Source organism: Streptomyces sp. NPDC041968 (assembly GCF_055589025.1).
Map to the genome: position 1 here is coordinate 1,043,568 of NZ_JBVJCB010000001.1, position 25,920 is coordinate 1,069,487.

Here is a 25,920-nt window from a genome sequence, read left to right on the forward strand (position 1 = left end):
CGGAGCAATCCGCACAAGTCGCCTTCGCTCCGGCATGGTTCGACGGTTCGCACGAGAGGACCCGGCCATGGCGTCGTCGACGGTGACCTCCGCCCAGCCCGACCGGCCCCCGCGGCCCAACCTTGCCTTCCGGCGGTTGCGCGGGAAGCGCTCGCCGGCCGAGTTCGCGGCGGCGGTGCGCCGGGCCGCCCGCGAGATCGGCGAGCGGGTCAGCTGTGACGCGCGCTACGTCGGCCGGGTCGAGGCGGGTGAGATCCGGTGCCCCAACTACGCGTACGAGCGGGTGTTCCTCCACATGTTCCCCGGCCGCACGCTCACCGACCTGGGGTTCGCGCCCCGCTCGTCGGTCCGCGGGCGCCGGGCGCGCACCGCCGAGGACGCGCTCCCGGCGCACCTCGGCGGGGCGCCGCACGCCTCGTGTGAGACAAGAGGCGTGGCCGAGCCCTATGGGCTCCATGAGCTGCATCGGCTGCATGCGCCGTCTGAGCCGTGTGACACGCAGGACCCGTACCACACGCACGACAACAACGAGGAGAGCGACGTGCTGCGTCGCGCATTCATGACGAGCGGTGCCACGATGGCCGCCGCCTCGCTGGGCCCTCTGGGGCTCGCCCTCGACGCCGCGGCGGCGGGACGCCCCGTGCGCCGGGCGGGGGCAGGCGACGCGGGCGCGCTGGAGGAGGCCGTCCGCCGGATCCGGCTGCTCGACGACCGGCACGGCGCGGACGGTCTCTACCGGCGTGCGACGGCCCCGCTGCGCACCGCCTACGCGCTCCTGGACGCCGGCGCGACCCGGCAGGCGACGGCCGACCGGCTCTACTCGGGCGCCGGGGAACTGGCGATCTCCGTGGGCTGGCTGGCACACGACTCCGGGCGCTTCGACGACGCGCGCTCCCATTACGCCGAGGCCCTCGCCACCGCCCGGGTGACGGGCGACCCGGGGCTGGAGGCGCACGCCTTCTGCAACATGGCGTTCCTCGCCCGTGACGCCGGGCGTCCCCGCGAGGCGGTGCGGGCGGCGCAGGCCGCGCAGCGCGCCGCCCGTCCGCTGGGCTCGGCGCGGCTGATGTCCCTGCTCGCGTTGCGCGAGGCAGGCGGCTGGGCCGGGCTCGCCGACCGGGTCGGCTGCGAACAGGCGCTGGCCCGCGCGCAGGCCTTCTTCGGGCGGGGTGTCTCGGACGCCGACCCCGAGTGGATGAGCTTCTACGGCGAGGCCGAGCTGGCGGGACTGGAGGCCCAGTGCTGGTCCACCCTGGGCGACTGGCCGCGTGCGGCCCGGCACGCGCGCCGCGCCGCCGATTCGCAGGACCCGCACTTCACCCGCAACCTCGCGCTGTACACGGCGGAACTCGCGGACGACCTCGCCCGCGGCGGCCGCCCCGACGAGGCGGCCGGGGCGGGCCTGAGGGTCCTGGACCTGCTGGGCGAGGTCCAGTCGTCCCGCATTCACACGATGCTGGCGGGCACGGCCCGGGTGCTGCTGCCGCACCGGCGGGCGTCGGGGGTGTCGGCCTTCCTGGAACGCCACGCGTCACTGCCGCGCACGGCATGACCTTCGTCACCGCGGGGTGCCTCCGGCGGTGAGCAAGGATGTCTCGCGGTGTCGACAGCGAGGGGTGGCCGCTGGTCCGCGCCTTCCGACCGCCGTCCGCCGCGCTCGGTGCGCGGCGGCGCGGCGGCACGGCAGCACGGCGCTGCGGGCTGCGGGCTACGTGCCACGGCCACCGCCACCGCCACGGACCACGGCAGCACAGCCGCACGGCGCGCTACGGCAGCACAGCGGGACCGCGGAACCGCGGAACCGCGGTGCTTCGGTCAGCCCGCCAGGTGTCCCAGGTCGTTCCAGCTCTCCAGGGCCGGTTCCCCGTAGGCCCAGCCCAGCACCGACAGCGACGTCGGGTTCAGGCGTATCCGGGCCGCGAAGTCCAGCGGCAGCCCCAGCCACCGCGCCCCGATCGACCGCAGGATGTGCCCGTGGGCGAAGACCAGCACGTCGCGGTCCGCCTCGCGCGCCCAGGCGACGACCTCGTCCGCACGCGCGGTGACGTCCGCCAGGCTCTCCCCGTCCGGGACCCCGTCCCGCCAGATCAGCCAGCCGGGCCGCACGGCCTGGATCTCGGCCGGCGTCATGCCCTCGTACGCCCCGTAGTCCCATTCCATCAGCGTGTCCCAGGGCCGGGCGCGGTCACCGAAGCCGGCGAGTTCGCAGGTCTCCCGCGCGCGGGCGAGGGGGCTGGTGCGCACCTCGAGGCCGGGCAGCCCGTCGAGCGGCGCCCGGTGCAGCCGCTCGCCGAGCAGCTTGGCTCCGCGCCGGCCCTCCTCCAGCAGCGGCACATCGGTCCTGCCGGTGTGCTTGCCGGACAGCGACCACTCGGTCTGTCCGTGCCGGGCCAGCAGGATGCGCGGTGCCATGAAGGGGCCTTTCCGGGAGGAATGTCATAGGGGCCCCTCCATCATCGCGCACCCCCCGCGCGGGCAACCCGGGGGGCGATCGCGGCGTCTTCCAGGGCCGAGGGCGTCCCGTGAGGCGGGCCCGGCAAGGCCGTAGAGTGGCACGTCCGTGTCGGTCCAGGCGCGCGCGAGAACGAAGGGGGAGGGCGATCGGATTGCCGCACACCAGGACACCGGGCACCGATGCGCCCCCGAGGTCCCGACCGCGCTGGTGGACCGAGCTGCCGCTCATCCTCCTCGTCTACGCCTGCTACTCCGCGGGCCGTCTGATGGTGCGGGGCGACGAGGCGGACGCGGTCGAGCACGGGCTGGCGATCCTGCGCGTGGAGAAGGCCCTCTTCCTGAACGCGGAGCACCCGCTCAACCGGCTCTTCACCCGCGAACCCTGGATAGGGATACCGGCCGACTTCTGGTACGCGTCGCTGCACTACCTGATCACCCCGCTGATCCTGATATGGATCTTCCGCTCGCGCACGGTCCGCTACCGGGCCGCCCGCACCTGGCTGATGACCTCCACCTTCATCGGCCTCATCGGCTTCACCCTGCTCCCGACCTGCCCGCCCCGGCTGCTGGAGGCGGGCCACGGCTTCGTCGACACGATGGCGCAGTACAGCACGTACGGCTGGTGGGGCGGCGAGGCGAGCGCGCCGCGCGGTCTGGGCGGGATGACCAACCAGTACGCGGCCATGCCGAGCCTGCACGTGGGCTGGTCGCTGTGGTGCGGGGTGATGCTGTGGCGCTACGGCGGCACCCGCGCGACGAAGGTGGCCGGCGTCCTCTACCCGCTGGTGACCACGATCGTGGTGATGGGCACCGCGAACCACTACTTCCTCGACGCGGTCGCGGGCGCGACCGTGATGGGCGCCGGTCTGCTGCTGACGCCGTACGTGCAGCGGACGGCGGAGCGCGTCCGGGGCGGCCTGATAGCCCGCTTCACCACCCGTTCCGCACCGGCCTCACCTGCCCCGGACGGCGCGGGTTCCCCGATTGTCAGTGGTGGATGCCAGACTTCCGCGGGTGAGCGATTTCCACGTCAGCGCGAGCCACGGGTCGGACCGGGAGCCGAGCCGGACCCCTCCCCCTCGGACGCGGGGGACGAGACTCCGGCACCGGCTCGCTGAGCTGCGCGGCCCCGACGTGCCGGCCAAGGCGCTGGACGCGCGGGCCCTGGCCGCCCTCGCCGCCAACCCGGGCTGCCGGCGGCGCGCGATCCTCGACGGCGCCGGAGTGGACAAGGCCTCGCTCGCCGACGCGCTGGGCTCGCCGGCGGTCTTCGGGCAGTCGCAGTTCGCGTTCATGCGGGGCAACGCCTTCGAGGCCCGGGTCAAGGCGGACGGCGGCGCCGAGCTGCTGCGGCTGGCGCACGAGCGGCTGGACCGGGGCGCCGAGCCGCCCGCCGGCGCCCATGTGCCCGACCTGTCGGCGACCGGACCCGAGGGCCGCGCGGCCCGCACCTCGCTGGCGCTGCGGGAGGCCACCGGCACACCCGGCACCTGGACGCTGCTCGATCACCCGATGCTCGCCCTGGACGTCGCCGGCTCCCCCGCGTTCCTCGAGCCGGACGCGGTGGTCGTGCATCCGGACGGCAGCTGGAGCGTCGTCGAGATCAAGTCCTTCCCGATGCTGGACGGCTCCGCCGACCCGGCGAAGGTCGGCGCCGCCGCGCGGCAGGCCGCGGTGTACGTGCTGGCACTGGAGCGGGTCGCCGCCCGGCTGGAGCCGGCCCCCCGGGTGCGCCACCGCGTCCTCCTCGTCTGCCCGAAGGACTTCTCCAACCTGCCCGCCTCCTCCGCGGTCGACGTGCGCAAGCAGCGTGCGGTGACCGAGCGCCAGCTGGCGCGGCTGACCCGCATCGAGGACATCGCCGACGCGCTTCCCGACGGCGTCTGCTTCTCCCCCGAGCTGCCGGCCGAGGAGCTGGCGACCGCCGTCGAGGCGGTGCCGGCGACGTACGCGCCCGAGTGCCTCTCCGCCTGCGAGCTGGCCTTCCACTGCCGTGCCCGGTCCCGCGAGGCCGGTGCGGTGACCGCACTGGGCCGATCGGTACGGGCCGAGCTGGGCGGCCTGGCGACGGTCGAGGACGTGCTGGCCGCGGCCCGCGGGGAGGCCGGTGATCCGGACGACCCGGCGGTGGCCGCCCTGCGCAGGGCGGCGCGGCTGCGCGCGGAGGCCCTCGCGGCGGCCGGTGCGGGGACGAGCGGAGTGCCCGGATGTCGCTGATCACCACGCTCGCCCGGCTGGAGGCCGTGCGCGCGGGCCGCGCCGAGCCCGCCGCCACCGTCCGGCACCGGCATCTGTCCGACCGTCCGCTGGTCTTCGTCCCGCTGACCACCGCCGGTGAGGCCGGTGCCCCGCTCGGCGCCCTGGTCGGCACGGACCGGGACGCGCCGCGGCTGCTGGTCGTGCCGCAGCCCCGCGACCGCGACCTGCGGTTCGCCTTCCTGGCCGAGCTGGCCGACATCGTGCTGCCGCACGTGGAGGCGTACGCCGACAGCGTCGAGGCCGCCGAGCGCACCGAGACCGACCCGGAGACGGGCAGGCGGGTCAAGGTCGAGGTCGACCTGTGCGCCGACGCGGCGCAGCTGATCGTGCCCAGCCGCGCGGGCGTCGACTTCGTACGGCTGCTGGGCCGGTCGATGCGGTTCCGGCGTACGGCGGAGCAGGACCCGGACACCCCGCACCCGGCGCCGCCGAGGGTGCCGCTGCTCGGCCGGTGGCTGACCCACTACGGCGAGCGGGCCCGGGTCCCCGGCTCCTCCCTCCTCCTCGCCGTGACCGACCTGCTGGGCCGGCACTGGGCGACCGGGCAGTCCACGCTGGAGGACCAGCACCTGGGCGCGCTGCTGGCCTGGATCGCGCCGGGCGCCGAGGGGCCGACCGGTGCGGAGGCCGCGCGGCGGGCCGAGCTGGCCCGCGACGCCGACGGCCAGTTGCTGTGCCCGCCGGCGGGCCCGGCGACCGACCCGGCCTTCGACAACAGGCTCCTCGCCCCCGCCATCGAGCGCTACGACCGGGCCCGCACCGCGCTCGCCGCCGCCGAGGACGGCCTGGAGGCGGACGACCGCCTCGGCGCGCTCACCGCCGCCGAGCGGGAGATCCGCGCCCTGGTCGAGAGCCGTACGCGGCCCACCTGGGACGCGGTGTGGCGGGGACTGGACCTGCTGCGGGCACTGCCCGCCGGCGGGCACGTCGAGGAGCGCTGGACCCGGGACCGCTGGTCGTTCACCTCCCACCGCGACCGCATCCTGGCCGGCGAGCCCCCGCAGCCGCGCCACGACGACGCGGTGACCGCGGCCAACAAGCTCGCCACCCGCGAGCGGGAGCAGGCCCGGCTCGATGCCCAGGAGGCGTTGGACGATCCGCTGGTGATGGCCGGGCGGCGGCTGGCCGGGGAGGCCTTCGCCGGGGAGGTCGTCGAGGTCGTGATGGCGTACAGCGAGAGCAAGCGGCCCAGTCCGCGTCCGCTGGTGACGGTCCGCACGGACGACCGGCCGCAGCCGGCCGAGCGGGCCAGGGTGTTCCGGTCGCTGGGCGGTCGGCCGCAGGCGGCGGAGTACGTCGGGCAGGAGGACGAGGGCGTCCTCGTGCTGCGCCTCGTGGACAAGATGGGCCGCGGCAGGGAGCCCGAGGCCGGTTCGGTGCCCGAGAAGGGGGACCGGGTCTGCTTCACCCTGTTCGAGCACGAGCAGCGGGGCGGGGCGAAGCTGCCCGACCCGGACCGGACCCCGTGGACGCACGGCGGACCGCCCGGTGAGACGGCCGCCGTACCGGAGGCGGCCGACGCCCAGACCGAGGAGGACGTGCTGTGACCGCCGAGGCCCCCGCCGCGCCCGCCGCCCCGGCCTTCGACCCGGGCGCGGAGGCCGCCCGCGCCACCGCCGCGATCCTCCACGACACGTTGCACGGCACCGAGCGCGGTGTCGTCGTCGACTCCCCGCCCGGCGCCGGCAAGTCCACGCTCGTCGTGCGGGCGGCGCTGGAGCTGGCCGAGGCCGGCCGTCCGCTGATGGTCGTGGCGCAGACCAACGCCCAGGTCGACGACCTGGTCCTGCGCCTCGCCGAGAAGAACCCGGACCTGCCGGTGGGGCGCCTGCACAGCAGTGACGCCGACCCGTACGACAAGGCGCTCGACGAGCTGGCGAACGTACGCAAGTCGGCGAAGGCCGCCGATCTCGCCGGACAGGCCGTCGTCCTGTCGACCGCCGCGAAGTGGGCGCACGTCGCGGTGGACGAGCCGTGGCGGCACGCGATCGTCGACGAGGCGTACCAGATGCGCTCCGACGCGCTGCTGGCCGTGGCGGGGCTGTTCGAGCGGGCGCTGTTCGTGGGCGACCCGGGTCAGCTGGACCCGTTCGCGACGGTGGGCAGCGAGCAGTGGGCGGGCCTGGCGTACGACCCGTCGGCCTCCGCCGTGACGACGCTCCTCGCGCACAACCCGTCGCTGCCGCAGCACCGGCTGCCGGTGTCGTGGCGGCTGCCGGCGTCGGCGGCTCCGTTGGTGTCCGACGCCTTCTACCCGTACACGCCGTTCCGCAGCGGCACGGGGCACGGTGACCGGAGTCTGGCCTTCGCGGTGGCGTCGGACGGGTCGGGTCCGGACCGGGTGATCGACGAGGCGGCACGGTCCGGCTGGGGTCTGCTGGAGCTGCCCGCGCGGCACACGCCCCGCACCGACCCGGAGGCGGTGCGGGCGGTGGCGGCGGTGGTCCGGCGGCTCCTCGACCGGGAGGGGGCGGCGACGTCCGAGCGCTCGCCCGATCCGGTGCCGCTGGGCGCGGACCGCATCGCCGTCGGCACCGCGCACCGCGACCAGGCGGCGGCGGTGCGGGCCGCGCTGGCCGACCTCGGGGTGACCGAGGTGACCGTCGACACGGCCAACCGTCTGCAGGGGCGTGAGTACGACGTCACGGTCGTCCTGCACCCGCTCTCCGGCCGCCCCGACGCCACCGCCTTCCACCTGGAGACGGGCCGCCTGTGCGTCCTGGCCTCCCGGCACCGGCACGCGTGCATCGTGGTCTGCCGGGAGGGGGTGGGCGACCTGCTGGACGACTATCCGTCCACCGAGCCGGTGCAGCTCGGCACCCTGGTGAAGTTCCCGGACGGGTGGGAGGCGAACCACGCGGTGCTGGCCCTCCTGGCGGAGCACCGGGTGGCGTGGCGCCCCTGACGCACCGGGTGACCCGGCACCGCGACGCCCCCGATGGGCCGGACGGAGTCCGGCACGCCGCCGGAGGCGGCCCGAAGACACAGCCCGGACGGGGGGGGAGGCCCACCGTGAACACCCCCTGGCCGCGTCGGTGTCGGTGGTTTCCTTTAGGGCTAAGATTTCAGCACCGAACACGTGCCGCGAGGGGATGACATGGCTCAGGGCAGGGCGGCGAAGCGGCCGGACGCTGTGGCGGGGATCGTCGAGGACTGGGCGCGGGAGCGGCCCGAGCTGGACACGTCGCCGCTGGAGGTGCTGGCCCGGCTGCACCGGTCGTATCTGCAGTACCAGTCGCGGATGACCTCGCGGCTCGACGAGCACGGGCTGTCCGTCGCCGGGTTCGACGTGCTCACCGCGCTGCGCCGGGCGGGCGCCCCCTACCGGCTGACCGCCGGGCAGCTCGCGGACTCCGGGCTGATCTCCTCCGCGGGGGTGACGCTGCGCCTGGACCGGCTGGAGAAGGACGGTCTGCTCGTGCGCGAGCGCGATGCCGCCGACCGGCGCGTGGTGTACTCGCGGCTGACCGAGGCCGGGCTGGCGAAGGTGGACGAAGTGTTCGCCGAGCACCTGGAGAACGAGCGCCGGATGCTCGGCGGGATCTCCCCCGCCGAGCGTCGTCAGCTGAGCCGTCTGCTGTCCAAGCTGGAGCGTTCCATCGTGGACTCCGACGACATCCCCGCTCAGCGCGCCGAGACGGGCTGAGCCTTCGACTGCTGCCCGGCCCGGGCCTGGTAGAGGCGGCGCAGGCGGACCACGCCGAGGTCGTGCTGGTAGAGGTTCTCCCGCTGGTCGGCGTCGGCGGGCATGCTCTCCAGGATGACGCGGTCCTGCTCCAGGACCTCCCAGTGGCGGGCCTCGATGAGGGTCTTGTAGAGGAAGCGCCAGGTGTCGCGCTGCCAGTCGCTCACCCTGCGGTAGCGCCAGAAGAAGACGCCGGTGCGCCCCGCGTCCACCGGACAGGCCATGCCGACGATGCCGAAGGGGCCCCCGGGCCCGGCCGACGGCGGGTAGGGGATGGACAGGTCCACCCAGTCGACGCCGGTGTGGCACAGCTCGACCCAGTCGAAGTTGACGCCGCGCTGGTCGGTCTTCTCGAAGAAGTAGCCCCGCTCGGTCTCCCGGATGCGGAACTTCGCGGACGTGTCGCCGGCGAACATGGTGTGCGACTCGGAGTGCAGGAACGCGCCGTGCATCGGGTCGAGGAGGTTCTCCATGGCGAACCGCCACGGCACGTCCCACTCGGCGTAGCAGAGGAAGGCGGAGATCTCCTCGTCGGCGAGCGGTTCGGGGAGGGTCAGTTCCACCGGCTCCGGGTGCTCCTCGTCGCCGAAGTAGGCGAGGATCGCGCCGCCGACCTCGCGCACGGGCAGCGAGGTGACGAGGGTCTTGCCCTCCAGGTTGCAGCCGGGCAGGCCGGGCACCGAGGTGACCGTGCCGGTGCCGTCGACCTCGACGCCGTGGTACCAGCAGGCGACCCGGTCGCCCAGGTGCTTGCCGAGGGACAGGGGCGCCCCGCGGTGGGGGCAGCGGTCGGCGAGCATGGAGAGCCCGCCGTCGGCCTTGCGGAAGAGCAGCCAGTCCTCGCCGAGGGCGGTCACCTTGCGCAGGCCGCCGGGCTCGACGAAGTGGGAGGGCACCACGGGGTGCCACTGGTTGCGCAGGCCGTGGGCGTAGATGTGGTCGGCGGTGTCGCGGGTGGAGAGGGTCATGTCAGGCTCCCAGGCGGTGCATCTCGGCGCGGAAGGACTCCTCGGTCCAGGGCTCCCCGGTGGGTGTGCGCAGCTGGCGGGAGTTGAGGCCGTCGATCACGTCGGACAGCTCGTGGCCGTCCTTGGTGAAGATGTCCTCCAGGGTGCGCGCGAGTTTGGTCTCGTACGGGGTGGGTTCGTGGTCGCGGGTCTGGTGGGTTTCCAGGTGGGGCCAGGTCTCGGGCACGGCGTTCTCCACAGGGGGTCAGAGGTTCAGGACGAGGCGGTCCGATGCGCAGCGCGAGACGCAGATCATCATCGTCTCGCCGGTGGCGCGCTCGGCGTCGCTGAGCAGGAAGTCGCGGTGGTCGGGCGTGCCGGCGAGGACGCGGGTCTCGCAGGAGCCGCAGATGCCGTCGCGGCAGGAGGAGGCGACGTCCAGCCCGGCGTTCTCGGCGGCCTCCAGGATGGAGGTGCCGGGGGCGACGTTCAGGGTCACCCCCGACGCCCGGCACTCCACCTCGAAGGCGCTGTCGTCGTCCTCGCGGGTCACCGTCGGCGCGGCGAAGCGCTCGGTGCGCAGCCGCCCTTCCGGCGCCGCCTCCTCGACCGCTTTCAGCAGCGGCTCGGGGCCGCAGCAGTAGACCAGCGCGTCGGCCGGCAGGTCCGCGAGGACACCGGGCACGTCGATGTGTCCCTGTTCGTCCTGCGGTACGAGGGTCACCTCGCCGCCGAGCGCCGCGAGTTCGCCGCCGAAGGCCATCGAGGCGCGGGTGCGGCCGCCGTGGACGAGCCGGTACGGGACGCCGTCCCGCTCCGCGCGGCGGGCCATCGCCAGGATCGGCGTGATGCCGATGCCGCCCGCGAGGAAGACGTAGGAGGCGGCCGGTTCGAGGGCGAAGTGGTTGCGCGGCCCGGCCACCCGCACGGTCTGGCCGGGCCGCACCCTGGTGTGCACGTGGCGGGATCCGCCGCGTGACGCCGGCTCGTTGAGGATGCCGAGCCGGTACACCCCCGTCTCCTCCGGGTCGCCGCACAGGCTGTACTGGCGGACGTGGCCGCCCACGTGCAGGTCCAGGTGGGCGCCGGGCGTCCAGGCGGGCAGGGGTTTGCCGTCCGGGTGGACCAGCTCGACGGAGAGGACTCCGTCCGCCTCCCAGGTCGTGCGGTGGACCAGGAGGTCCAGTTCCTGCTCTTCGGTGGCGCTCATGTCGGCGGGCCTCCCTACCGGGTGGGGATCTTGACGGGCGGGGTGAACGGGTTCTTCATCGGGCCGAGCGCGGCCAGGTCGACCTCGACGAGGGTCGGGCCGTCGGAGGCGACGGCCGCGTCGATCACCTTCGCGGCCTCGCTCGCGTCGCCGATCCGCGCGTACGGGAGGGAGCAGGCGGCGGCGAGCCGGGCGAAGTCGGGCGTGAACAGGTCGACGCCCGAACGGCGTTCGGTGTACGTGGCCTGCATGTTGCGCAGCACGCCGTAGCCGCCGTCGTTGAAGACGATCAGGGTCAGCCGGGGCCGTTCCTGGGCGAGGGTGAGCAGTTCACCGAGGTGGACGGCGAGTCCGCCGTCCCCGGCGATGACCACGGTGGGCTCGTCGGGGCGGGCCAGGGCCGCGCCGAGGCCCATGCCGAGGCCCTGGCCGATGCCGCCGCCGCGCGGGAAGACGTTGGCCCGCGGGTCGTGGATCGGCAGCAGGCGGTTGCCCCAGGACGACGACGGGATGGTCACGTCCCGGGCGACGACGGCGCCGCGCGGCAGGGCGGCGGCGAGGGCGTCGCAGATCGCGGCCTGCGGGCCGATGCCGTCGTGCAGGGCGGCCCGCACCTCCTCCCGCACCCGGCGCACGCGTGCCGTCCAGTCCGCGTCGGCCCGTACGGCGGCCTCGGTGAGGCTGGGCAGGACGGCCGCCGCGTCGCCGTGCAGGGCGTGCGGCGCGGGGTACACCCGGCCGAGGGCGGCGGCGTCGATGTCGATCTGGAGGTGGGCCTCGGGGAGCCGGAGCCCGTAGTCGGCGGTCTCGTTGGAGCGGAAGTGGGTGCCGACGGTGACGAGGACGTCGGCGTCGGCGAGGAGGGCGCGGGCGGCGGGCGTGGTGGCGAAGTTGCCGATGACCTGGTCGTGGTCCTCGGGTACGGAGCCGCGCCCGGAGTTGCTGGTGAGCAGACCGGCGCCGGTGGTCTCCAGCAGGGCGAGGAGCTGGTCGCGGGCGGTGCCCGCGCCGCCGCCGGCCCAGATCAGGGGGCGCCGGGCGGTGGCGAGCAGGTCGCGGGCGGCGGCCAGGCGGGCCGGGTCCGGCACCGGCGTCCCGGGAGCCGGGGCGCTCTCCCCGTCGTCCTCCTGGGCCGCGTACTGGAGGTCGATCGGCCACTCCACACTCGCCGGTCCGCCCGGGGCGGTGAGCGCGGCGGCGGTCGCCTCGCGCAGGACGCGGCCCGCGTCCCGGGCGGAGGTGACGGTCGCGGCGTACCGGGACACCGCGGTGAGCATGCCGAGCTGGTCCTTGGTCTCGTGGATGAAGCCGCGTCCGCTGCCGAGGTACGCCGACTCGACCTGCCCCGTGACGTGCAGCACCGCCGTGCCCGACGCCAGCGCCTCGATCAGGGACCCGGCCGCGTTGCCCGCGCCGGTGCCGGTCGAGGTGAGGGCGCAGCCGATGGTGCCGCGGGCGCGGCCGTAGGCGTCGGCGGCGTTGACGGCGCTCGCCTCGTGGCGCACCGGCACGAACCGCAGCTCCGGGTCGGCCTCGACGGCCTCCACCAGCGGCAGGTTGTGCACGGACACGATGCCGAACACGGTGTCGACGCCGAGGGACTTGAGGTGGGCGGTCAGGAGTCCGCCACCGTGGTCGTAACGCATGCGAACTCCTCAGAGGATGCCGCGGCCGACTCCGCCGCAGACGTCGATGCTGGTTCCGGTGATGTACGAGGCGCGCGGGGACAGCAGCGAGACGATCGCGTAGGCGACCTCCTCGGCGCGGCCGAGCCGCCCCAGCGCGATGCCCCGGTCGGCGGCGATCTCCGCCTGCCACTCCTCGTAGGTGAGCCCGCTGTCGGCCGCGGCGTGGCGGCGGGTCCACTGGCCGGTGTCGACCAGGCCGAGGCAGACGGAGTTGACGCGGATGCCCTCGGGGGCGAGTTCGCGGGCGAGGGAGGTGGAGAGGTTGAGGATGCCGGCGCGGGCGGCGCTCGTGGTGATCAGCCGGGTCTCCGGCTGCTTGGCGAGGACGGCGTTGACGTTGACGATCGCGGCGGCCTCGGAGTCCCTGAGGTGTGCGCGGGCGGCGCCGAGGGGGTGGAGGACGCCCGCGAACTTCAGTTCCAGTTCGTCGCGCCAGTCGGCCTCCGTCGTCTCGTCGAGGGTCTTCATCCGGGACTGGCCCGCGTTGTTGACGAGCCCGTCGAGGCGTCCGCCTAGGTGGGCGGCGGCGCGCTCGGTGAAGTCCCGTACGGCGTCGGCGTCCCGGACGTCGCAGACGCCGGTGTACAGCCGGTCCGGGCCGGCGCCGAGACCCGCCGCGGCCTTGGCGAGCCGGTCGGCGTCGCGTCCACAGGTGGCGACGCGGGCGCCTTCCGCCAGCAGGGCCCGGACCGTGGCCAGGCCGACGCCGGAGCTGCCGCCGGTGACCATCACGGTGCGGTCGGCGAGGCCGAGATCCATGGGTACTCCTTGCGGGGGGGACGCGTGTCGGTGGGGCGGGGTGGGGCGGTGCGGGTGGGTCAGTGCATGGTGAAGCCGCCGTTGACGGCGACGACCTGTCCGGTCAGGTAGCGGGACTCCGCGCCGAGCAGGTAGGAGACGAGCCCCACCAGGTCGTCGGGGGTCTGCGGCCGGGCGATGGCGCGGTTGGCCGCGTACAGGGCGTGCCGCTCGGCCGGTACGGTCTCGGTCGCCTCGACCTCGGTGAGGCCCGGCGCCACCGCGTTCACGGTGATGCCGTGCTCGCCCAGTTCGCGGGCCATCGCCCGGGTCAGGGCGACGACCGCGCCCTTGGAGGCGATGTAGTGGGCGAGTCGCGGGGAGCCGTAGAGCGCCGCGTCGGAGGCGATGTTGACGATGCGGCCCGGGGCGGACATCAGCGGCAGCAGGTGTTTGGCGACGAGCCAGGGGCCGCGGGCGTTGACGGTCATCAGCCGGTCCCAGGTCTCGACGTCGATGTCCTGGAACTCCCGCCCGCCCACGCCGTTGGCGAGCGCCGCGTTGTTGACCAGCCCGTACAGGGGGCCGGCGGGACCGAGGCGGGCGGCCAGCGCCTCGACCGAGGCGGGGTCGGCGACGTCCAGCGGCACGAACTCCGCCGCGCCGCCCGCCTCGCGGATCGCGGCCGCCGTACGGGAGCCCCACTCCTCGTTCAGCTCGGCGACGACGACCCGGTACCCGTCGGCCGCCGCCCGGCGGGCCATGGCCTCCCCCAGGCCACGGCCCGCGCCGGTCACGACGACCGTAGGGCACCCGGTGGCCGGGTCAGTCACGGGTGACGCCGTACAGCGGGGAGTACTCGGGGTACGTCGGCACCTGCGGCTTCTGCGTGCCGATGATCACGCAGAACAGTGCGTCGGTGTCGCCCTCGTTCTTCAGCGAGCGGGTCACCCCGGCCGGCACCACGATCATGTCGCGGTAGCCCAGGGTGCGGTACTCGGTCTCGTCGGGGCCGCGGTGGATGCCGACGCGGACCTCGCCCTCCAGGACGAAGAAGGCCTCCTCCACGTCGTGGTGGGTGTGGGCGGGGCCTTCGGCGCCGGGCGGCAGCAGCATGTTGGAGAAGGTGAAGCCGCCGGAGGGGAGGATGCGGCCGTCGTTCTCGTGGTTGCCGGTGGCGCCGGAGCCGACGTAGCGGATCTGCGCCCGCTTGTACTGCGGGCCGGCCTTCTCCTGGAAGGACAGGGTGCCCCAGTCCGGCTCGCGGGACGCCTTGGAGGCGATCAGGGAGTCGGTGTACTTGGCGAGGTCCGAGCCGTTGTCGTAGTCGTCGGTGGTCAGCGGCATGGTGGTCAGCCCTTCGTGGTGCGCGTGTTGGTGACGATGTGCAGGTGCGAGAGCAGCCAGGCGTTGACGTGCTCGGGCTGCTCCTGGTTGGCCAGGTGACCGGCGTCCTTGACGATCACGTAGGCGGTCTTGTGCAGGCCGCCGGCCAGGACCTGTGAGGCGTCGGGGCCGGTGATCCGGTCCTTCTCACCGCACAGGACGAGGGTGGGCGCGGTGACCCGGGAGAGTTCGCCGCGCAGGTCGGTGCGGGCCATGGACTCGGCCGCCGACGCGTAACCGGGCGTGCGGACCGCGTCGGCCATGGTGTCGACGACGCGTCGCACCAGCTCGGGCGGCGCGTCCTCGGACACCAGGCGGGGGCCGCGCTTCTCCGCGAAGGCCCGTGGTCCGAGGCGCTCCAGTTCCGGGACCCGGGCGCGCATCGCGGCGGCCTTCTCGGGGCTGGTGCCGGAGCCGGGCGTGGAGTCGGCGACGGTGAGGGAGGCGACGAGGTCCGGGTGCCGGGTGGCGAGCCGCAGGGCGATCACGCCGCCCCAGGAGACGCCGACGACGTGGGCGTCGCTGCCGCGGGCGCGGATGACGGCGGCGGCGGTGTCGGCGTAGTCGTCGAGCGTCAGGTCGCCGTCCGGGTCGGCGGACCTGCCGTATCCGGGAGCGTCCCAGGCCACCATGCGGTGTGCGGCGGCGAGCGCCTCGGTCTGCGGGGCGAAGGCGGCGGAGGAGGAGCCGATGCCGTGCAGGCACAGCACCAGCGGCCCTTCGCGGCCGGCTTCCTCCAGGTGCAGCCCGGCGGGGTCGTGGGCGGTCACAGGATCTGCCCCCGGCGTCCGGCCAGGGCCGCGAGCGAGCGCAGCACGGCGTAGGGCACGACCTGGCTGGTCGCCGGGTTGGCCGCGTCGGGGACGTGGCGCACCTCGAAGCGGTACGAGCCCTGCGGTCCGCTCGCCTCGATCACGTGCGAGGTGTGCGAGGCCGCCGGGTCCGCGACGACCCGGACCTGTACGGCGTCGAGGTCGCCGACGGCGAGGGCCACCGAGGCGGCGACGTTGGTGGACTTGGGGAACTTGACCGGCACGTCGCGCGCCGTCCCCCGCATGACCTCCACGGGGGTGGTCGTGGACCGCATCCGGGCGAGCGTCTCCTCGTCCATCCAGGGCTGTTCCAGGGTGGACGGCAGCTTGGTGGTGGTCAGCGTGACCTCGCCGAGCGGTCCCATGGCGCGTACGGCCTGGAGCAGGTCGAGTCCGCCGACCGCGCCGCCGGTGAAGTACACCCGGCCGGGCCCGGCGGCGAGGAGCCGCTTGGACAGCTCGTCGTCGGTGAGCGCCCCGGTGGACGCGACGAGCAGGTCGGTGCCGGAGGTGAGGATCGCCTCGCCGCATTCCCGTACGACGCCCTGGCCGGCGGCCTCGACGATCAGGTCGCAGGAGGCGAGGGCCTGTTCCAGGGACAGCTGCGGGGCGGGGACCGCGTCGCCGAGCGGCCGGTTGTCGACGATGCCGGTCAGCTCGGCCCCCGGCACCTCGCCCGCGGCGAGGGCGCCGCCGACGGTGCGGCCGATGGCGCCCCAGCCGATGAGGCCGACCTTGCGCGTGCCGCCGTTCATGCCGTTGCTCCTTCGGTGCCGGTTTCGGTGCCGGCCGGGGTCTTCGCGGCGGCACCCGCGGGTGCGTCGACGGGGGCGTCCAGGGGCGGGACGACGGGGCTGCCGTCGGGTGTGCCCGCCATGTGGGCGCGGATCCGCCGCGACGGCGGGCCCGCGGTCCCCCACAGGTCGGACAGCTCGGGGGTGCGCCGCCACACCTTGCAGATCCAGCTGTCCTCGACGATCTGGGCGACCTCGGTCGTGTACTCGCACACCAGGCCGGTGGGGTCGGTGAAGTAGGAGAAGGTGTTGTTGCCCGGGCCGTGCCGGCCGGGGCCCCACTCGGGGGTGATCCCGTGGTGCCGGAGCCGGCCGAGGCCGCGCATGAAGTGGTCGATCGAGGTCATCTCGTAGGCCACGTGGTTGAGGGAGACCCACGGGGCCTGGTTGAAGGCGACGCAGTGGTGGTCGGAGCCGCAGCGCAGGAAGGCCATCTGGTGCTCGGACCAGTCCGAGACGCGCATGCCGAGCACGTCGCGGTAGAAGGCGACGGAGGCGTCGATGTCGGGGGTGTTGAGGACGGCGTGGGTGACGCCCACCGGCAGCGACGCGTCGCGGCTGCGCTCGGTGACCGCCCAGGTGTCGGCGGACAGTTCGATCAGCCGTCCGTCGAGGTCGTGGAAGCGCAGGCCGTAGCCGCCGCCGACCTGGTCGAGGGGGCCCGGTTCGGTGACGGGCGTGATGCCGCGCGCCCGGAGGCGACGGGCGGCCTCGTCGATCTCGGCGGGGGTGCCGAGCGCGAAGACCAGCCGTCCGAGGCCGATCGTCTCGGAACGGGTCAGGCGCAGGGCGTGGTGCTCCTCGCCGGTGCCGCGCAGCCAGCTCGCGCTGTGCTCGGCCTCGACGACCTGGAGGCCCCACACCTCCTCGTAGAAGTCGACGGCGTCGGCGTAGTTCGGGGTGAGCAGCTCGACCGAGCGCAGGGCGCGCAGCCGGCCGATCGGGGGGTGGGTCATGGCGGAGTCTCCCAAGGGGGGTCGGTCAGTTGGCCCAGGGCAGGGGCGTGGAGTCGGTGCCCCAGTACAGGGACTTCTGCCGCTGGTAGGCGCGGATCAGGTCGCGGCCCTTCTCGGTGCCGAGACCGGAGTCCTTCATCCCGCCGAAGGGGGTGGAGATCGAGAACTGCTTGTACGTGTTGATCCAGACGGTGCCCGCCTCGATCCGCCGCCCGAGCCGCCAGGCGGCCCGCGCGTCCCGGGTCCAGATGCCGCAGGCGAGGCCGTAGGCGGAGTCGTTGGCCTGCGCGACCAGCTCGTCCTCGTCGTCGTAGGGCAGTGCGACGAGCACCGGGCCGAAGATCTCCTCCTGGCAGACGCGGGCCGAGTTCGGCAGGGAGTCGATGACGGTGGGCAGGTAGTAGGCGCCCCCGGCGTAGCGCCCGCCCTCGGGCGCGGCCCCGCCGCACAGCACCCGGCCGCCCTCCTGCCGGGCGCGTTCGACGGCCTCGGCGACGGCGTCGCGGTGTGCGTGGTGGACGAGCGGCGCCACCTGGGTGTCGGGGGACGTGCCCGGTCCGACCCGCAGCTTCCGCACCCGTTCGACCAGTTCGCCGACGAAGGAGTCGTACAGCGAGGTGTGGACGAAGAGCCGCGATCCGGCGATGCAGGACTGGCCGCTGGAGGAGAAGACCCCGTACATCACGCCCGCGAGGGCCTGCTCGACGTCGGCGTCCTCCCGCACGATCGTCGGGGACTTCCCGCCCAGTTCGAGGGAGGCGGGGACGAGCTTGTCGGCGGCCGCGCGGGCGATGGAGCGCCCGGTGGTGGTGCCGCCCGTGAAGCCGATCCGGCCGACGAGCGGGTGTCTGACGATCGCGTCGCCCACGATGCGGCCCTTGCCCGGCAGGACGGACAGCAGCGCGGTCGGCAGCCGTTCCTCGGTGAGGACCTGGTGGACCAGGCGCCCGAAGGCGAGGGAGACCAGCGGTGTCCACTCGGCGGGTTTGAGCAGGACCGCGTTGCCGCCGCCCAGCGCGGGTGCGACCTTCTGCGCGTCGGAGGCGATCGGCGAGTTCCAGGGGTTGATCGCGCCGACGACGCCGATCGGTTCGTACGTGCTCATGGTGACGTACGGTCCGCGCGAGGGCGTGAGCGCGTCCTCGGCCGTCTCCAGGACCGCGGCCGTGTACCGGAAGGTGCCGGCGGCGCTCAGCGCGAGGGCGCGGGTCTCGCCGAGGGTCTTGCCCGTGTCGGCGGTCTGGAGCGCGGACAGCTGACCGGCGTGCTCCTCGATCAGGTCGCCGATCCGGTACAGGACGCGGGCCCGCCGGTGGGGTGCGAGCCCCCGCCACTCGGGAGCGGCGGCCGCCGCGGCGGCGGCGTGCGCGGCCTCGTCCACCTCGTCGGCCGAGGCGGCGTGGACGGTGGCGACGACGCTGCCGTCGGCCGGGTCCACGGTGTGGATGGGCAGCCCGCCGCCGCGTCGCCAGTGCCCCCCGATGAGGATCTCGTCGGCTGGGATGCGCGCCATGGTGGCCTCCGGGAAGGGACGGTGCGGGAACTCGCGGACACCGCGGCTGTGTTGCCGAACCGCTGTGTCTAAGTGCTCGAAATCTAAGGGCTTAACTATTTCGACCGCAAGGGACCCGGGGCGATGAATTTTTTACGACGTCAGGAGTAAGGCTTGCCTAACCTCGGCGGACTACCGGTAGAACTTAAGCCCTGAGACATTCAGCGCCTACATAAGTGGGGCGGCGGCACCGTCCGCGCGGCCCGCTCGTCTCGTCCTCGCAGCACCTCTCCAGCCCTCATCGCCCCACCGCCGCCCGGCACGCGGTTGCTCCGCCGTGCCGTGCGACCCGACCCCTCCCCTGCGGGATCGCACGCTCCCCGCCCTACGGGATCCGGAGACCCCATTCATGACGATCGACGCAGCCCGTGCTGCCGAAGGCCGACAGGGCGGCGACTCGGCCGCGCTCGCGGCCGCCATCGGCGCCCGCTTCGAACGCCTGCCCCTGTGCCGCTGGCAGGTGATGGTCCGGCTCGTCGTCGGCGCCGTCACCTTCTTCGAGGCGTTCGACCAGCTCCTGATCGCCTACGCGCTCCCGGACCTGCGGGACGAGTGGAGCCTCGGCACGTCGCAGGTCACCGCCCTGATGACCGTCGGCTCGATCGGCATGCTGGTCGGCGCGCTGGCCTCGGGCAGGCTCGCCGACCGGATCGGGCGGGTGAAGGTCATCGCCGGCTGCATCGCGTTGTCCGGCGTGTGCAACGTGCTCCTGACGCTCTGCACCTCGCCCGAGCCGTTCATGGCGATCCGCTTCGTCCAGGGCATGGCGATCGGCGGCGAGGTGCCGATCGCCGCCACCTTCATCGCGGAGATCACCCGCGCCCACAAGCGGGGCCGCTTCGTCCTCCTGTACGAACTGGTCTTCCCGGCCGGCCTGACCGCGGGCGCGCTCCTGGCCGCCTGGCTGGTGCCGGTGCTCGGCTGGCGCTGGGTGTTCGCCCTGGCGGCGATCCCGGGCCTGCTCTGCTTCGCCCTCGCCCGCTGGGTGCCGGAGTCGCCGCGCTGGCTCGCCGACCACGGCCGGCACGAGGAGGCGCTGGCGACGATGGCCTCGATCGAGGAGAAGGTCGAGAAGATCACCGGGACGCCGCTGCCCGAGCCCGCCCCGGCGCGGCCGGCCCCGCCCGCCCCGGCCAAGAGCGGCCTGCGTGAACTGCTGAGCGGCCGGTACGGCAAGCGCACCCTCGTCATCGGCCTCCTGTGGTTCACGGGGTACTTCGCCAACTACGGCATCACGTCCTGGCTGCCGACCATCTACGAGGACCACTTCGACCTCGACCTGTCCACGGCACTCCTCTACTCGACGGTGACGAGCTGCGCGGGACTGGTCGGCTGCCTGGTCGTCGCCCTCACCGTCGACCGGGTCGGCCGCCGCAACACGGTGGTCTGGTGCATGGCGGCGGCCGCGCTCTGCCTGCTGCTCCTGGGCCTGGCGGGGGGTGACTCGGCGACGAGCATCCTGGCCTGGACGTCCCTGGCCGCGGTCTTCCTGTTCGGCTCCAACATCTGCCTCTACCTGTACACGCCGGAACTCTTCCCCACCCGGATCAGGGCGCTGGGCTCCAGCGTGGGCGGCGCGATGAACCGCATGGGCGTCATCCTCGGCCCGATCGTCGTGGGCGCCATCTACGCGGGCGGTGCCATGGGCACGGTGTTCGTGACCCTGGCGGCCGTCGCCCTCGTCGGTTCGTTGACGGCGGCGGCCTGGGCGGAGGAGACGAGCGGGCGCACGCTGGAGGAGGTGGCGCCGTAATACATGACGGAGGGTGTCATGGTGCGGCGCGAGGCTGACACCGGCGGCCACCACCGGCCCGCCGGAAGGAGCCCCAACCATGTCCGCACCCAACCTCTTCCTCGTCTACGTCAGCGACGTCGAGCGCGCGACCGCGTTCTACGCCGACCTCTTCGAGATCGAACCGGTCGTGACCACCCCCCGGTACGTGCCGTTCGAGGTCGCCCCCGGCGTGCTCTTCGCGGTCTGGGGCGGCCGGGCCGACCTGGTCAGCCCGCAGACGCCGCGCACCTCGGAGGTCGGCCTGATGGTCCCGGGCTCCTCGGCGGCCGTCGACGACCTCCACGCCGCGTGGGTCGCCAAGGGCGTCACCGTGGTCGAGGCCCCGCACGACGAGGTCTTCGGCCGCACCTTCGTCGCCGCGGACCCGGACGGCAACCTCATCCGGGTCTCCCCCGTCGACTAGCCGGCCCTCACGCCGGCCGTCTCTCACCCCAGGGCGCGGACCCCAGCTCGCACCAGACGTACTTGCCCCGGTCGCCCTCCCGCGACAGCGACACACCACACGGCACCGTCTTCGTCGACGCCGAAGCTCAACTGAGCCACTTCCGAACACTGTTTCGTAGGGTAGAAGAAGTGGCCTTCGAGCCCGAACGATCCCGTGAGTTCATTCACCGGTTGGCGAAGGAGCTGTGACCCCGATGACACGCGGCGCATGGAAGAAGTCGTCGTACTCCGGCGGCGGCGAGGGCAACGCCTGCGTAGAGGTCGCCCCCGGCCACCCCCGCACCGCCGTCCGTGACTCCAAGGCACCCGCCCGAGCCGTGCTCACCTTCCCCGCCCCCGCCTTCGCCGCCTTCCTCCGCACCCTCCGGAACCCCGCCGGGGAATAAGCGGAGACCCCCTCCTGTTACGTCGCGCAGCGAACCGCGAACGTCGTCACACCACACAGGAGGCACCTCACCATGGCCGCAGACGCCGCAGAGGAGATCCGGGGCCCCGCCCACGGCACCGCACCCGTCCCCCTCTCCGTACTGGACCTGGTGACCGTCGGCGCCGGCCGTACCGCCACCGACGCCCTGCGCACCAGCGTGGACATCGCGCGCCTCGCGGAGCACCGCGGCTTCCACCGGTACTGGGTCGCCGAGCACCACTCGATGCCCGGCGTCGCCTCCTCCTCCCCCGCGGTGATCCTCGCCCACCTCGCGGCCCACACCGACCGCATCCGCCTCGGCTCGGGCGGCGTCATGCTGCCGAACCACGCCCCCCTGGTCATCGCGGAGCAGTTCGGGACGCTGGAGGCGATGGCGCCCGGCCGCGTCGACCTCGGTCTCGGCCGTGCCCCCGGCACCGACGGGGCCACCGCCGCCGCCCTGCGCCGCACCGAGCGGCTGAACGAGGGCGCCGACGACTTCCCGCAGCAGCTCGCCGAGCTGATCCGGTTCCTGGACGACGACTTCCCGGACGGGCACCCCTACCGCCGTATCCACGCCGTGCCGGGCCCCGTGCAGGCCACGTCACCCGGGGGCGTGCAGTCGGCGCACCGGCCGCCGGTCTGGCTGCTCGGCTCCTCCGGCTTCAGTGCCCGGCTGGCCGGCACCCTCGGGCTGCCGTTCGCCTTCGCCCACCACTTCTCCGCGCAGAACACCGTCCCGGCGCTGGACCTGTACCGCGAGTCCTTCCGGCCGTCCGCGGTCCTCGACGCGCCCTACGCCCTCATCGGCGTCTCCGCGCTCGCGACCGACGACGAGAAGGAGGCCCGCCGGCAGGTGCTGGCCGCCGCGCTGAACATGGTCCGCCTGCGCACCGGGCGCCCCGGACTCGTGCCGACGCCCGAGGAGGCGGAGGCGTACGACTTCAGCCCGATGGAGGAGGAGTTCGTGCGGTCCTGGAACGCGAACGTCATCCACGGGACCGCCGACGAGGTCCGTGCCGGCCTGGACGACCTCCACAAGCGCACCGGCGCCGACGAGCTGATGCTGACCGCCAACGCCCACGGCGGCGACGTGCGCCTGCGCTCCTACGAGCTGATCGCCGACGCCTACGGTTTGCCGACGCCGGCCTGAACCCCGGCCGCCCCGGGCCCGGCGGAGCCCAGCAGCGCGGAGATACGATCCGGCGCCACCGGTCGGGAGTACAGCCACCCCTGACCGGTGTCGCAGCCGATGCGGCGCAGGCGGGTCGCCTGGTCGGAGGTCTCCACGCACTCGGCGGTGACGGTGAGACCGAGCCGGTGGGCGAGCTGGACCATCGCCTCGACGATGACCTCGTCGGCCGGGTTGGCCGCGGTCGCGTCCACGCCGGCGCCCGGTACCCCGGCGCCTTCGGCCCCGTCGTACTGGAAGCCCCGGACGAAGGCGCCGTCCAGTTTCAGGACGGACACCGGCAGCCGGCTGAGGTAGGCGAGGTTGGAGTACCCGGTGCCGAAGTCGTCGATGGCGATGTGGACGCCCATGTCGCTGAGCGCCTTGAGGGCCTGGAGGGGGCGGCCCGCCGACCCCATCACCGCGGACTCGGTCAGCTCCAGCTGGAGCAGGTGGGGGGCCAGGCCCGTCTCCTCCAGGGTCGCCGCGACGTCCGCCACCAGGTCGGAGTCCCAGACCTGGCGGACCGCGACGTTGACGCTGACGAAGATCGGCGGGTCGTCCGGGTGGGCCAGCTGCCAGCGGCGGGCCTGGTGGCAGGCGGTGCGCAGGATCCAGCGGCCGAGGGGAACGATCGAACCGTCCTCCTCCGCCAGTGCGATGAACCGATTCGGCGCCAGTACGCCGAACTGAGGATGATTCCAGCGGATGAGCGCCTCGACGCCCCGCACCCGGCCGTCCTCCATGCCGACCAGCGGCTGGTACTCCAGGGCGAACTCGCCGCGTTCGATGGCGGGCCGGAGGGTCGCGGCGAGGGCCTGGCGGGTCATGCGGCTGGCGTTGCGCTCGGGGTCGAAGAGCGTCCAGCGGGCCCGGCCGTCGGCCTTCGCCCAGTACAGGGTCGTGTCGGCGGCCTGCATCAGGGCGGTGGGCGTGGTGCCGGCCGTGTGGCGTTCGACGACGCCGACGGACGCGGTAACCGAGAGCCGCCGGTCGGAGACCTCGAAGGGCGCCTGGAGGGCCGCGAGGACCGACTCGGCCAGGTCGGCGAGCTGGTCGGTGCCCGTGGAGTCCTCCACGAGCAGGGCGAACTCGTCACCGCCGAGCCGGGCCACCAGCGGAGCGCCGGAGCGGGTGTGCGCGGCCTCCTCGGCGCAGCGGGTGAGGCGTTCGGCGACGGCGGCCAGCAGCCGGTCGCCGACGCGGTGGCCGAGCGTGTCGTTGACGGCCTTGAAGCCGTCCAGGTCCAGATAGCACACGCCGATCCGGCCGGTGCCGCCGTGTTCGTAGGAATCGACCTCCAGCGCGGCCGTCAGACGCTCGAAGAACAGGGCGCGGTTGGGCAGCCGGGTCACCGGGTCGTGCATCTGGAGGTGGCGCAGCCGTTCCTGGAGCTCGCGCCGGGCACTGATGTCGGCGACCGACAGCAGCAGGCCCGGCGCGTCGCCGGAGTCGGCCAGCGGTTCGACCGTCACCTGCGCCCAGAGCGAGCGTCCGTCGGCCCCTTTCAGGCGCCGGGTGCAGCGCAGCCGGGGCCGGTGCCCGCGCAGCACCTCGCGGTACGCGTGCCAGGTGCCGGCGTCGCAGGCGAGATCGACGAGGTCGGCCGCCGCACGGCCGGCCAGCGCGGCCGGATCGGTGCCGAGCAGGGTGCCCAGCGTGTCGTTGGCGCTGACGACCAGGCCCTCGGCGTCGACGACGGCCATGGCCAGGGGCGCCGCCGAGAACGCCGAGCGGTAGGCCGCGGGCTCCGTCTCCGCACCCGGCGTACGAGGAGCCAGATATTGATCACCCTCTGTGACGGCCGACCGGCCGAGGTCTGCCACGGGCGCCGGCCCTTCGGAGGTTCCGTTCACCGCTCGCTCCCGCAGTGCCTCGATCTCTGTTCGTGCTCTGTTCGTGCAGGAAAGTGTGCCGATCATAGAGGCTGCCACGGGGCCCTTCCAGCCGCCGCCCCACCTTCCCGACCGCCCGACCCCCCTGCCAGATCGTTTCTGCTCACACCTGGACGGGTTCTTCATGCCTCCGACCAGTTGTGACGTTCTGTAAGTGACTCGGGGGTGTCGGTCCGACGACTTCCGGCAGATTTCCGGGCGGCTCACCCATCCGGTGCAGGCGAACAGGTCGTAGTAGGACAATCATGCACAAGCTGGGTGCGGTGTCCCGTCGACCGCGCCCGGAGGTTCATGTGCCGCGCCAGCTCCCCCTGAGGCGACTTCCCCGGGAGGCCCTCGAGGCGCTCGGCGCGGGCCGCCGGGCGGCGGGGCCCCGGTCCCGGCTGCGCACTACGGCGGCGGTCTGCACGACGATGTCGGCGCTCGCCGCGACGTCCCTGATCACGGCCCCCTCGGTCGCCGAGCCCTTCTCGCCGGAGCCCTGCGCGCTCCAGCGCACGGAGGTGCACCACTCCGAGGGCCTGGACACCTGGAACACCGCCTATCCGCGGCCGGCCCGCGCGCTGGACGCGGTGATGGTGTTCCTGTCCTTCCCCGACTCCCAGCCGCTGACGGCGCCGGCCGAACTGGCCGCCGACCACTTCCCGGCCACCACCCGCTTCTTCCAGCACGCCTCCTACGGCAGGTTCACGCTGCGGCCCCATCCGCTGGGCGACTGGATCCCGATGCCGCACGCGTCGACGGCGTACGACATACGGCGCGACTGGAACCCGCGGCACCGGGCCGCCTACCTGCGCGACGCGATGGCGGTCGCCGACCGGCACGTCGACTTCTCCCGCTACGACATCGTCTACTTCGTCGCCGACCCGGACGCGCCCGGCGTGGACTCCGACGCCACGAAGGTCGTCAACCTGGACACCCCGATGCGGGCGGACGGCACCGACGTCCGGCGGATGGTCACGGTCTTCGAGAACCACCCGCCGGACCGGCTGGTCCTGGCCCACGAGACGGGGCACGTCTTCGACCTGCCCGACCTGTACCACCGGCCGGACGACGGCGAGGGCGACTGGGACACCCACGTCGGCGACTGGGACCTCATGGGCAGCCAGTTCGGACTGGCGCCGGACCTCTTCGGCTGGCACAAGTGGAAGCTGGGCTGGCTGGAGCCCCGGCAGGTGGCCTGCGTACGGGGCAGCGGGCCGACCCGGCTGACGCTGGAGCCGCTGGGGGCGGGACCGGGCATGGCGGTGGCGGGCGCCGCCGGGGCACCCGGCTTCGGGCTCGGCCGGGGCACCAAGCTGGCGGTGGTGCGCACCGGGGCGGACAGCGCGCTCGCCTTCGAGGCGCGGGGGCCGGTCGGCAACGACGTCGCCGCGTGCCGGGCGGGGGTGCTGGTGTACCGGGTGCGCAGCGGGGCGGAGTCGGGGGGCGGGCCGATCCAGGTGGTCGACGCCCATCCGGACACCGAGGCCTGCTGGGAGGACTCGGTCTACCCACCGCTGGCCGACGCCCCGGTGGGCCTCGGCGAGAGTTTCACGGTGCCGGGCGAGGGCGTACGGGTGGAGGTGGAGGGGCGGACGGCGTCGGGGGCGTGGACGGTGCAGGTCACGCCGGGGTGAGCGGCGCTCCGGGCCGCGCCGGCCGAGGGGGGTGCGGGTGGCGGAGCCCCCGCCTCGCGCGGCGGAGCCGCGCAGATACAACGATGGCGAGACCGGTTCGCGCTTCACG

24 protein-coding genes and 1 pseudogene are annotated in these 25,920 nt (G+C 73.9%); 12 read left to right on the forward strand and 13 right to left on the reverse strand.

Annotated features, from left to right (window positions below):
* Positions 1-67 precede the first annotated feature (67 nt).
* Complete coding sequence (locus tag ACZ6EG_RS04675; RefSeq protein ID WP_391968125.1) at positions 68-1,552, forward strand: tetratricopeptide repeat protein; 1,485 nt, start codon at positions 68-70, stop codon at positions 1,550-1,552.
* Between the two features lie 263 nt (positions 1,553-1,815).
* Here ACZ6EG_RS04675 and ACZ6EG_RS04680 read toward each other — a convergent pair whose 3' ends face one another.
* Positions 1,816-2,412 carry a histidine phosphatase family protein gene (locus tag ACZ6EG_RS04680; RefSeq protein ID WP_391968126.1) on the reverse strand — a complete coding sequence of 199 codons (597 nt, stop codon included), beginning with the start codon at positions 2,410-2,412 and terminating at the stop codon, positions 1,816-1,818.
* Between the two features lie 194 nt (positions 2,413-2,606).
* Between ACZ6EG_RS04680 and ACZ6EG_RS04685 the strand changes: the two genes are divergently transcribed.
* From ACZ6EG_RS04685 to ACZ6EG_RS04705, 5 genes are all read left to right on the forward strand, one after another.
* A complete protein-coding gene (locus ACZ6EG_RS04685) occupies positions 2,607-3,572 on the forward strand; it encodes a phosphatase PAP2 family protein (RefSeq protein WP_469601477.1) in 966 nt (321 codons plus the stop codon).
* Entirely contained in the window at positions 3,469-4,671 is a 1,203-nt protein-coding gene (locus tag ACZ6EG_RS04690; protein ID WP_469601480.1) for a hypothetical protein, read from the forward strand. The genes ACZ6EG_RS04685 and ACZ6EG_RS04690 overlap by 104 nt, the downstream gene beginning before the upstream one ends.
* Positions 4,662-6,260, forward strand: coding sequence for a hypothetical protein (locus tag ACZ6EG_RS04695; protein ID WP_469601483.1), 1,599 nt, complete (start codon positions 4,662-4,664; stop codon positions 6,258-6,260). The genes ACZ6EG_RS04690 and ACZ6EG_RS04695 overlap by 10 nt, the downstream gene beginning before the upstream one ends.
* Positions 6,257-7,618 (forward strand): AAA domain-containing protein, encoded by a 1,362-nt coding sequence (locus ACZ6EG_RS04700; protein ID WP_391968129.1) that lies wholly within the window; start codon positions 6,257-6,259, stop codon positions 7,616-7,618. Before ACZ6EG_RS04695 ends, ACZ6EG_RS04700 begins: the two co-directional genes overlap by 4 nt.
* A gap of 192 nt (positions 7,619-7,810) precedes the next feature.
* Complete coding sequence (locus ACZ6EG_RS04705) at positions 7,811-8,359, forward strand: MarR family winged helix-turn-helix transcriptional regulator (RefSeq protein WP_356603706.1); 549 nt, start codon at positions 7,811-7,813, stop codon at positions 8,357-8,359.
* Here the strand turns inward: ACZ6EG_RS04705 and ACZ6EG_RS04710 are convergent.
* Genes ACZ6EG_RS04710 through ACZ6EG_RS04760 form a run of 11 tightly spaced genes read right to left on the reverse strand, consistent with a single transcriptional unit; the run spans position 8,338 to position 18,442 of the window.
* Entirely contained in the window at positions 8,338-9,366 is a 1,029-nt protein-coding gene (locus tag ACZ6EG_RS04710; protein WP_391968130.1) for a Rieske 2Fe-2S domain-containing protein, read from the reverse strand. The genes ACZ6EG_RS04705 and ACZ6EG_RS04710 overlap by 22 nt on opposite strands.
* Position 9,367: 1 nt before the next feature.
* Positions 9,368-9,592 carry a recombinase-like helix-turn-helix domain-containing protein gene (locus tag ACZ6EG_RS04715; protein ID WP_391968131.1) on the reverse strand — a complete coding sequence of 75 codons (225 nt, stop codon included), beginning with the start codon at positions 9,590-9,592 and terminating at the stop codon, positions 9,368-9,370.
* An 18-nt stretch (positions 9,593-9,610) separates the two neighbouring features.
* The gene (locus ACZ6EG_RS04720) at positions 9,611-10,555 is read right to left on the reverse strand and encodes a PDR/VanB family oxidoreductase (RefSeq protein WP_391968132.1); all 945 of its coding nucleotides are present in this window, start codon (positions 10,553-10,555) and stop codon (positions 9,611-9,613) included.
* Positions 10,556-10,569: 14 nt separating this feature from the next.
* Positions 10,570-12,201 carry a thiamine pyrophosphate-binding protein gene (locus ACZ6EG_RS04725; protein WP_391968133.1) on the reverse strand — a complete coding sequence of 544 codons (1,632 nt, stop codon included), beginning with the start codon at positions 12,199-12,201 and terminating at the stop codon, positions 10,570-10,572.
* Between the two features lie 9 nt (positions 12,202-12,210).
* On the reverse strand, positions 12,211-13,002 hold the full coding sequence (locus ACZ6EG_RS04730) for an SDR family oxidoreductase (protein WP_469601490.1): 792 nt from the start codon (positions 13,000-13,002) through the stop codon (positions 12,211-12,213).
* Positions 13,003-13,061: 59 nt separating this feature from the next.
* Positions 13,062-13,814 (reverse strand): SDR family oxidoreductase, encoded by a 753-nt coding sequence (locus ACZ6EG_RS04735; RefSeq protein WP_469601493.1) that lies wholly within the window; start codon positions 13,812-13,814, stop codon positions 13,062-13,064.
* Complete coding sequence (locus tag ACZ6EG_RS04740) at positions 13,807-14,328, reverse strand: cupin domain-containing protein (protein ID WP_217254410.1); 522 nt, start codon at positions 14,326-14,328, stop codon at positions 13,807-13,809. Before ACZ6EG_RS04740 ends, ACZ6EG_RS04735 begins: the two co-directional genes overlap by 8 nt.
* Positions 14,329-14,333: 5 nt before the next feature.
* Positions 14,334-15,137, reverse strand: a complete 804-nt coding sequence (locus tag ACZ6EG_RS04745; protein WP_391968136.1) for an alpha/beta fold hydrolase — start codon at positions 15,135-15,137, stop codon at positions 14,334-14,336.
* Positions 15,134-15,934, reverse strand: coding sequence for an aspartate dehydrogenase domain-containing protein (locus tag ACZ6EG_RS04750; RefSeq protein ID WP_391968137.1), 801 nt, complete (start codon positions 15,932-15,934; stop codon positions 15,134-15,136). Before ACZ6EG_RS04750 ends, ACZ6EG_RS04745 begins: the two co-directional genes overlap by 4 nt.
* Positions 15,931-16,929, reverse strand: a complete 999-nt coding sequence (locus tag ACZ6EG_RS04755; RefSeq protein ID WP_469601498.1) for a VOC family protein — start codon at positions 16,927-16,929, stop codon at positions 15,931-15,933. The genes ACZ6EG_RS04750 and ACZ6EG_RS04755 overlap by 4 nt, the downstream gene beginning before the upstream one ends.
* A gap of 25 nt (positions 16,930-16,954) precedes the next feature.
* Entirely contained in the window at positions 16,955-18,442 is a 1,488-nt protein-coding gene (locus tag ACZ6EG_RS04760; RefSeq protein WP_469601501.1) for an aldehyde dehydrogenase family protein, read from the reverse strand.
* A gap of 388 nt (positions 18,443-18,830) precedes the next feature.
* Here ACZ6EG_RS04760 and ACZ6EG_RS04765 point away from each other — a divergent pair, with 388 nt between their 5' ends.
* The 5 genes and pseudogenes from ACZ6EG_RS04765 to ACZ6EG_RS04785 all read left to right on the forward strand — a co-directional run bounded on the left by ACZ6EG_RS04765 (position 18,831) and on the right by ACZ6EG_RS04785 (position 22,279).
* A complete protein-coding gene (locus ACZ6EG_RS04765) occupies positions 18,831-20,234 on the forward strand; it encodes an MFS transporter (RefSeq protein WP_391968140.1) in 1,404 nt (467 codons plus the stop codon).
* Between the two features lie 79 nt (positions 20,235-20,313).
* Positions 20,314-20,679: a VOC family protein gene (locus ACZ6EG_RS04770; protein WP_391968141.1), complete on the forward strand. Its 366-nt coding sequence runs from the start codon at positions 20,314-20,316 to the stop codon at positions 20,677-20,679.
* A gap of 89 nt (positions 20,680-20,768) precedes the next feature.
* A pseudogene (locus ACZ6EG_RS04775) lies at positions 20,769-20,909 on the forward strand (Scr1 family TA system antitoxin-like transcriptional regulator); the annotation flags it as partial.
* Between the two features lie 5 nt (positions 20,910-20,914).
* Positions 20,915-21,106: a DUF397 domain-containing protein gene (locus tag ACZ6EG_RS04780; protein WP_469601506.1), complete on the forward strand. Its 192-nt coding sequence runs from the start codon at positions 20,915-20,917 to the stop codon at positions 21,104-21,106.
* Positions 21,107-21,178: 72 nt separating this feature from the next.
* Positions 21,179-22,279 (forward strand): LLM class flavin-dependent oxidoreductase, encoded by a 1,101-nt coding sequence (locus ACZ6EG_RS04785; RefSeq protein WP_391968145.1) that lies wholly within the window; start codon positions 21,179-21,181, stop codon positions 22,277-22,279.
* Here the strand turns inward: ACZ6EG_RS04785 and ACZ6EG_RS04790 are convergent.
* Positions 22,255-24,153 carry a putative bifunctional diguanylate cyclase/phosphodiesterase gene (locus ACZ6EG_RS04790; RefSeq protein WP_469601510.1) on the reverse strand — a complete coding sequence of 633 codons (1,899 nt, stop codon included), beginning with the start codon at positions 24,151-24,153 and terminating at the stop codon, positions 22,255-22,257. The two genes, ACZ6EG_RS04785 and ACZ6EG_RS04790, sit on opposite strands and share 25 nt — an antisense overlap.
* Before the next feature lie 284 nt (positions 24,154-24,437).
* Between ACZ6EG_RS04790 and ACZ6EG_RS04795 the strand changes: the two genes are divergently transcribed.
* Positions 24,438-25,811 carry a M6 family metalloprotease domain-containing protein gene (locus tag ACZ6EG_RS04795; protein ID WP_469601513.1) on the forward strand — a complete coding sequence of 458 codons (1,374 nt, stop codon included), beginning with the start codon at positions 24,438-24,440 and terminating at the stop codon, positions 25,809-25,811.
* The last annotated feature ends 109 nt before the right edge of the window (positions 25,812-25,920 follow it).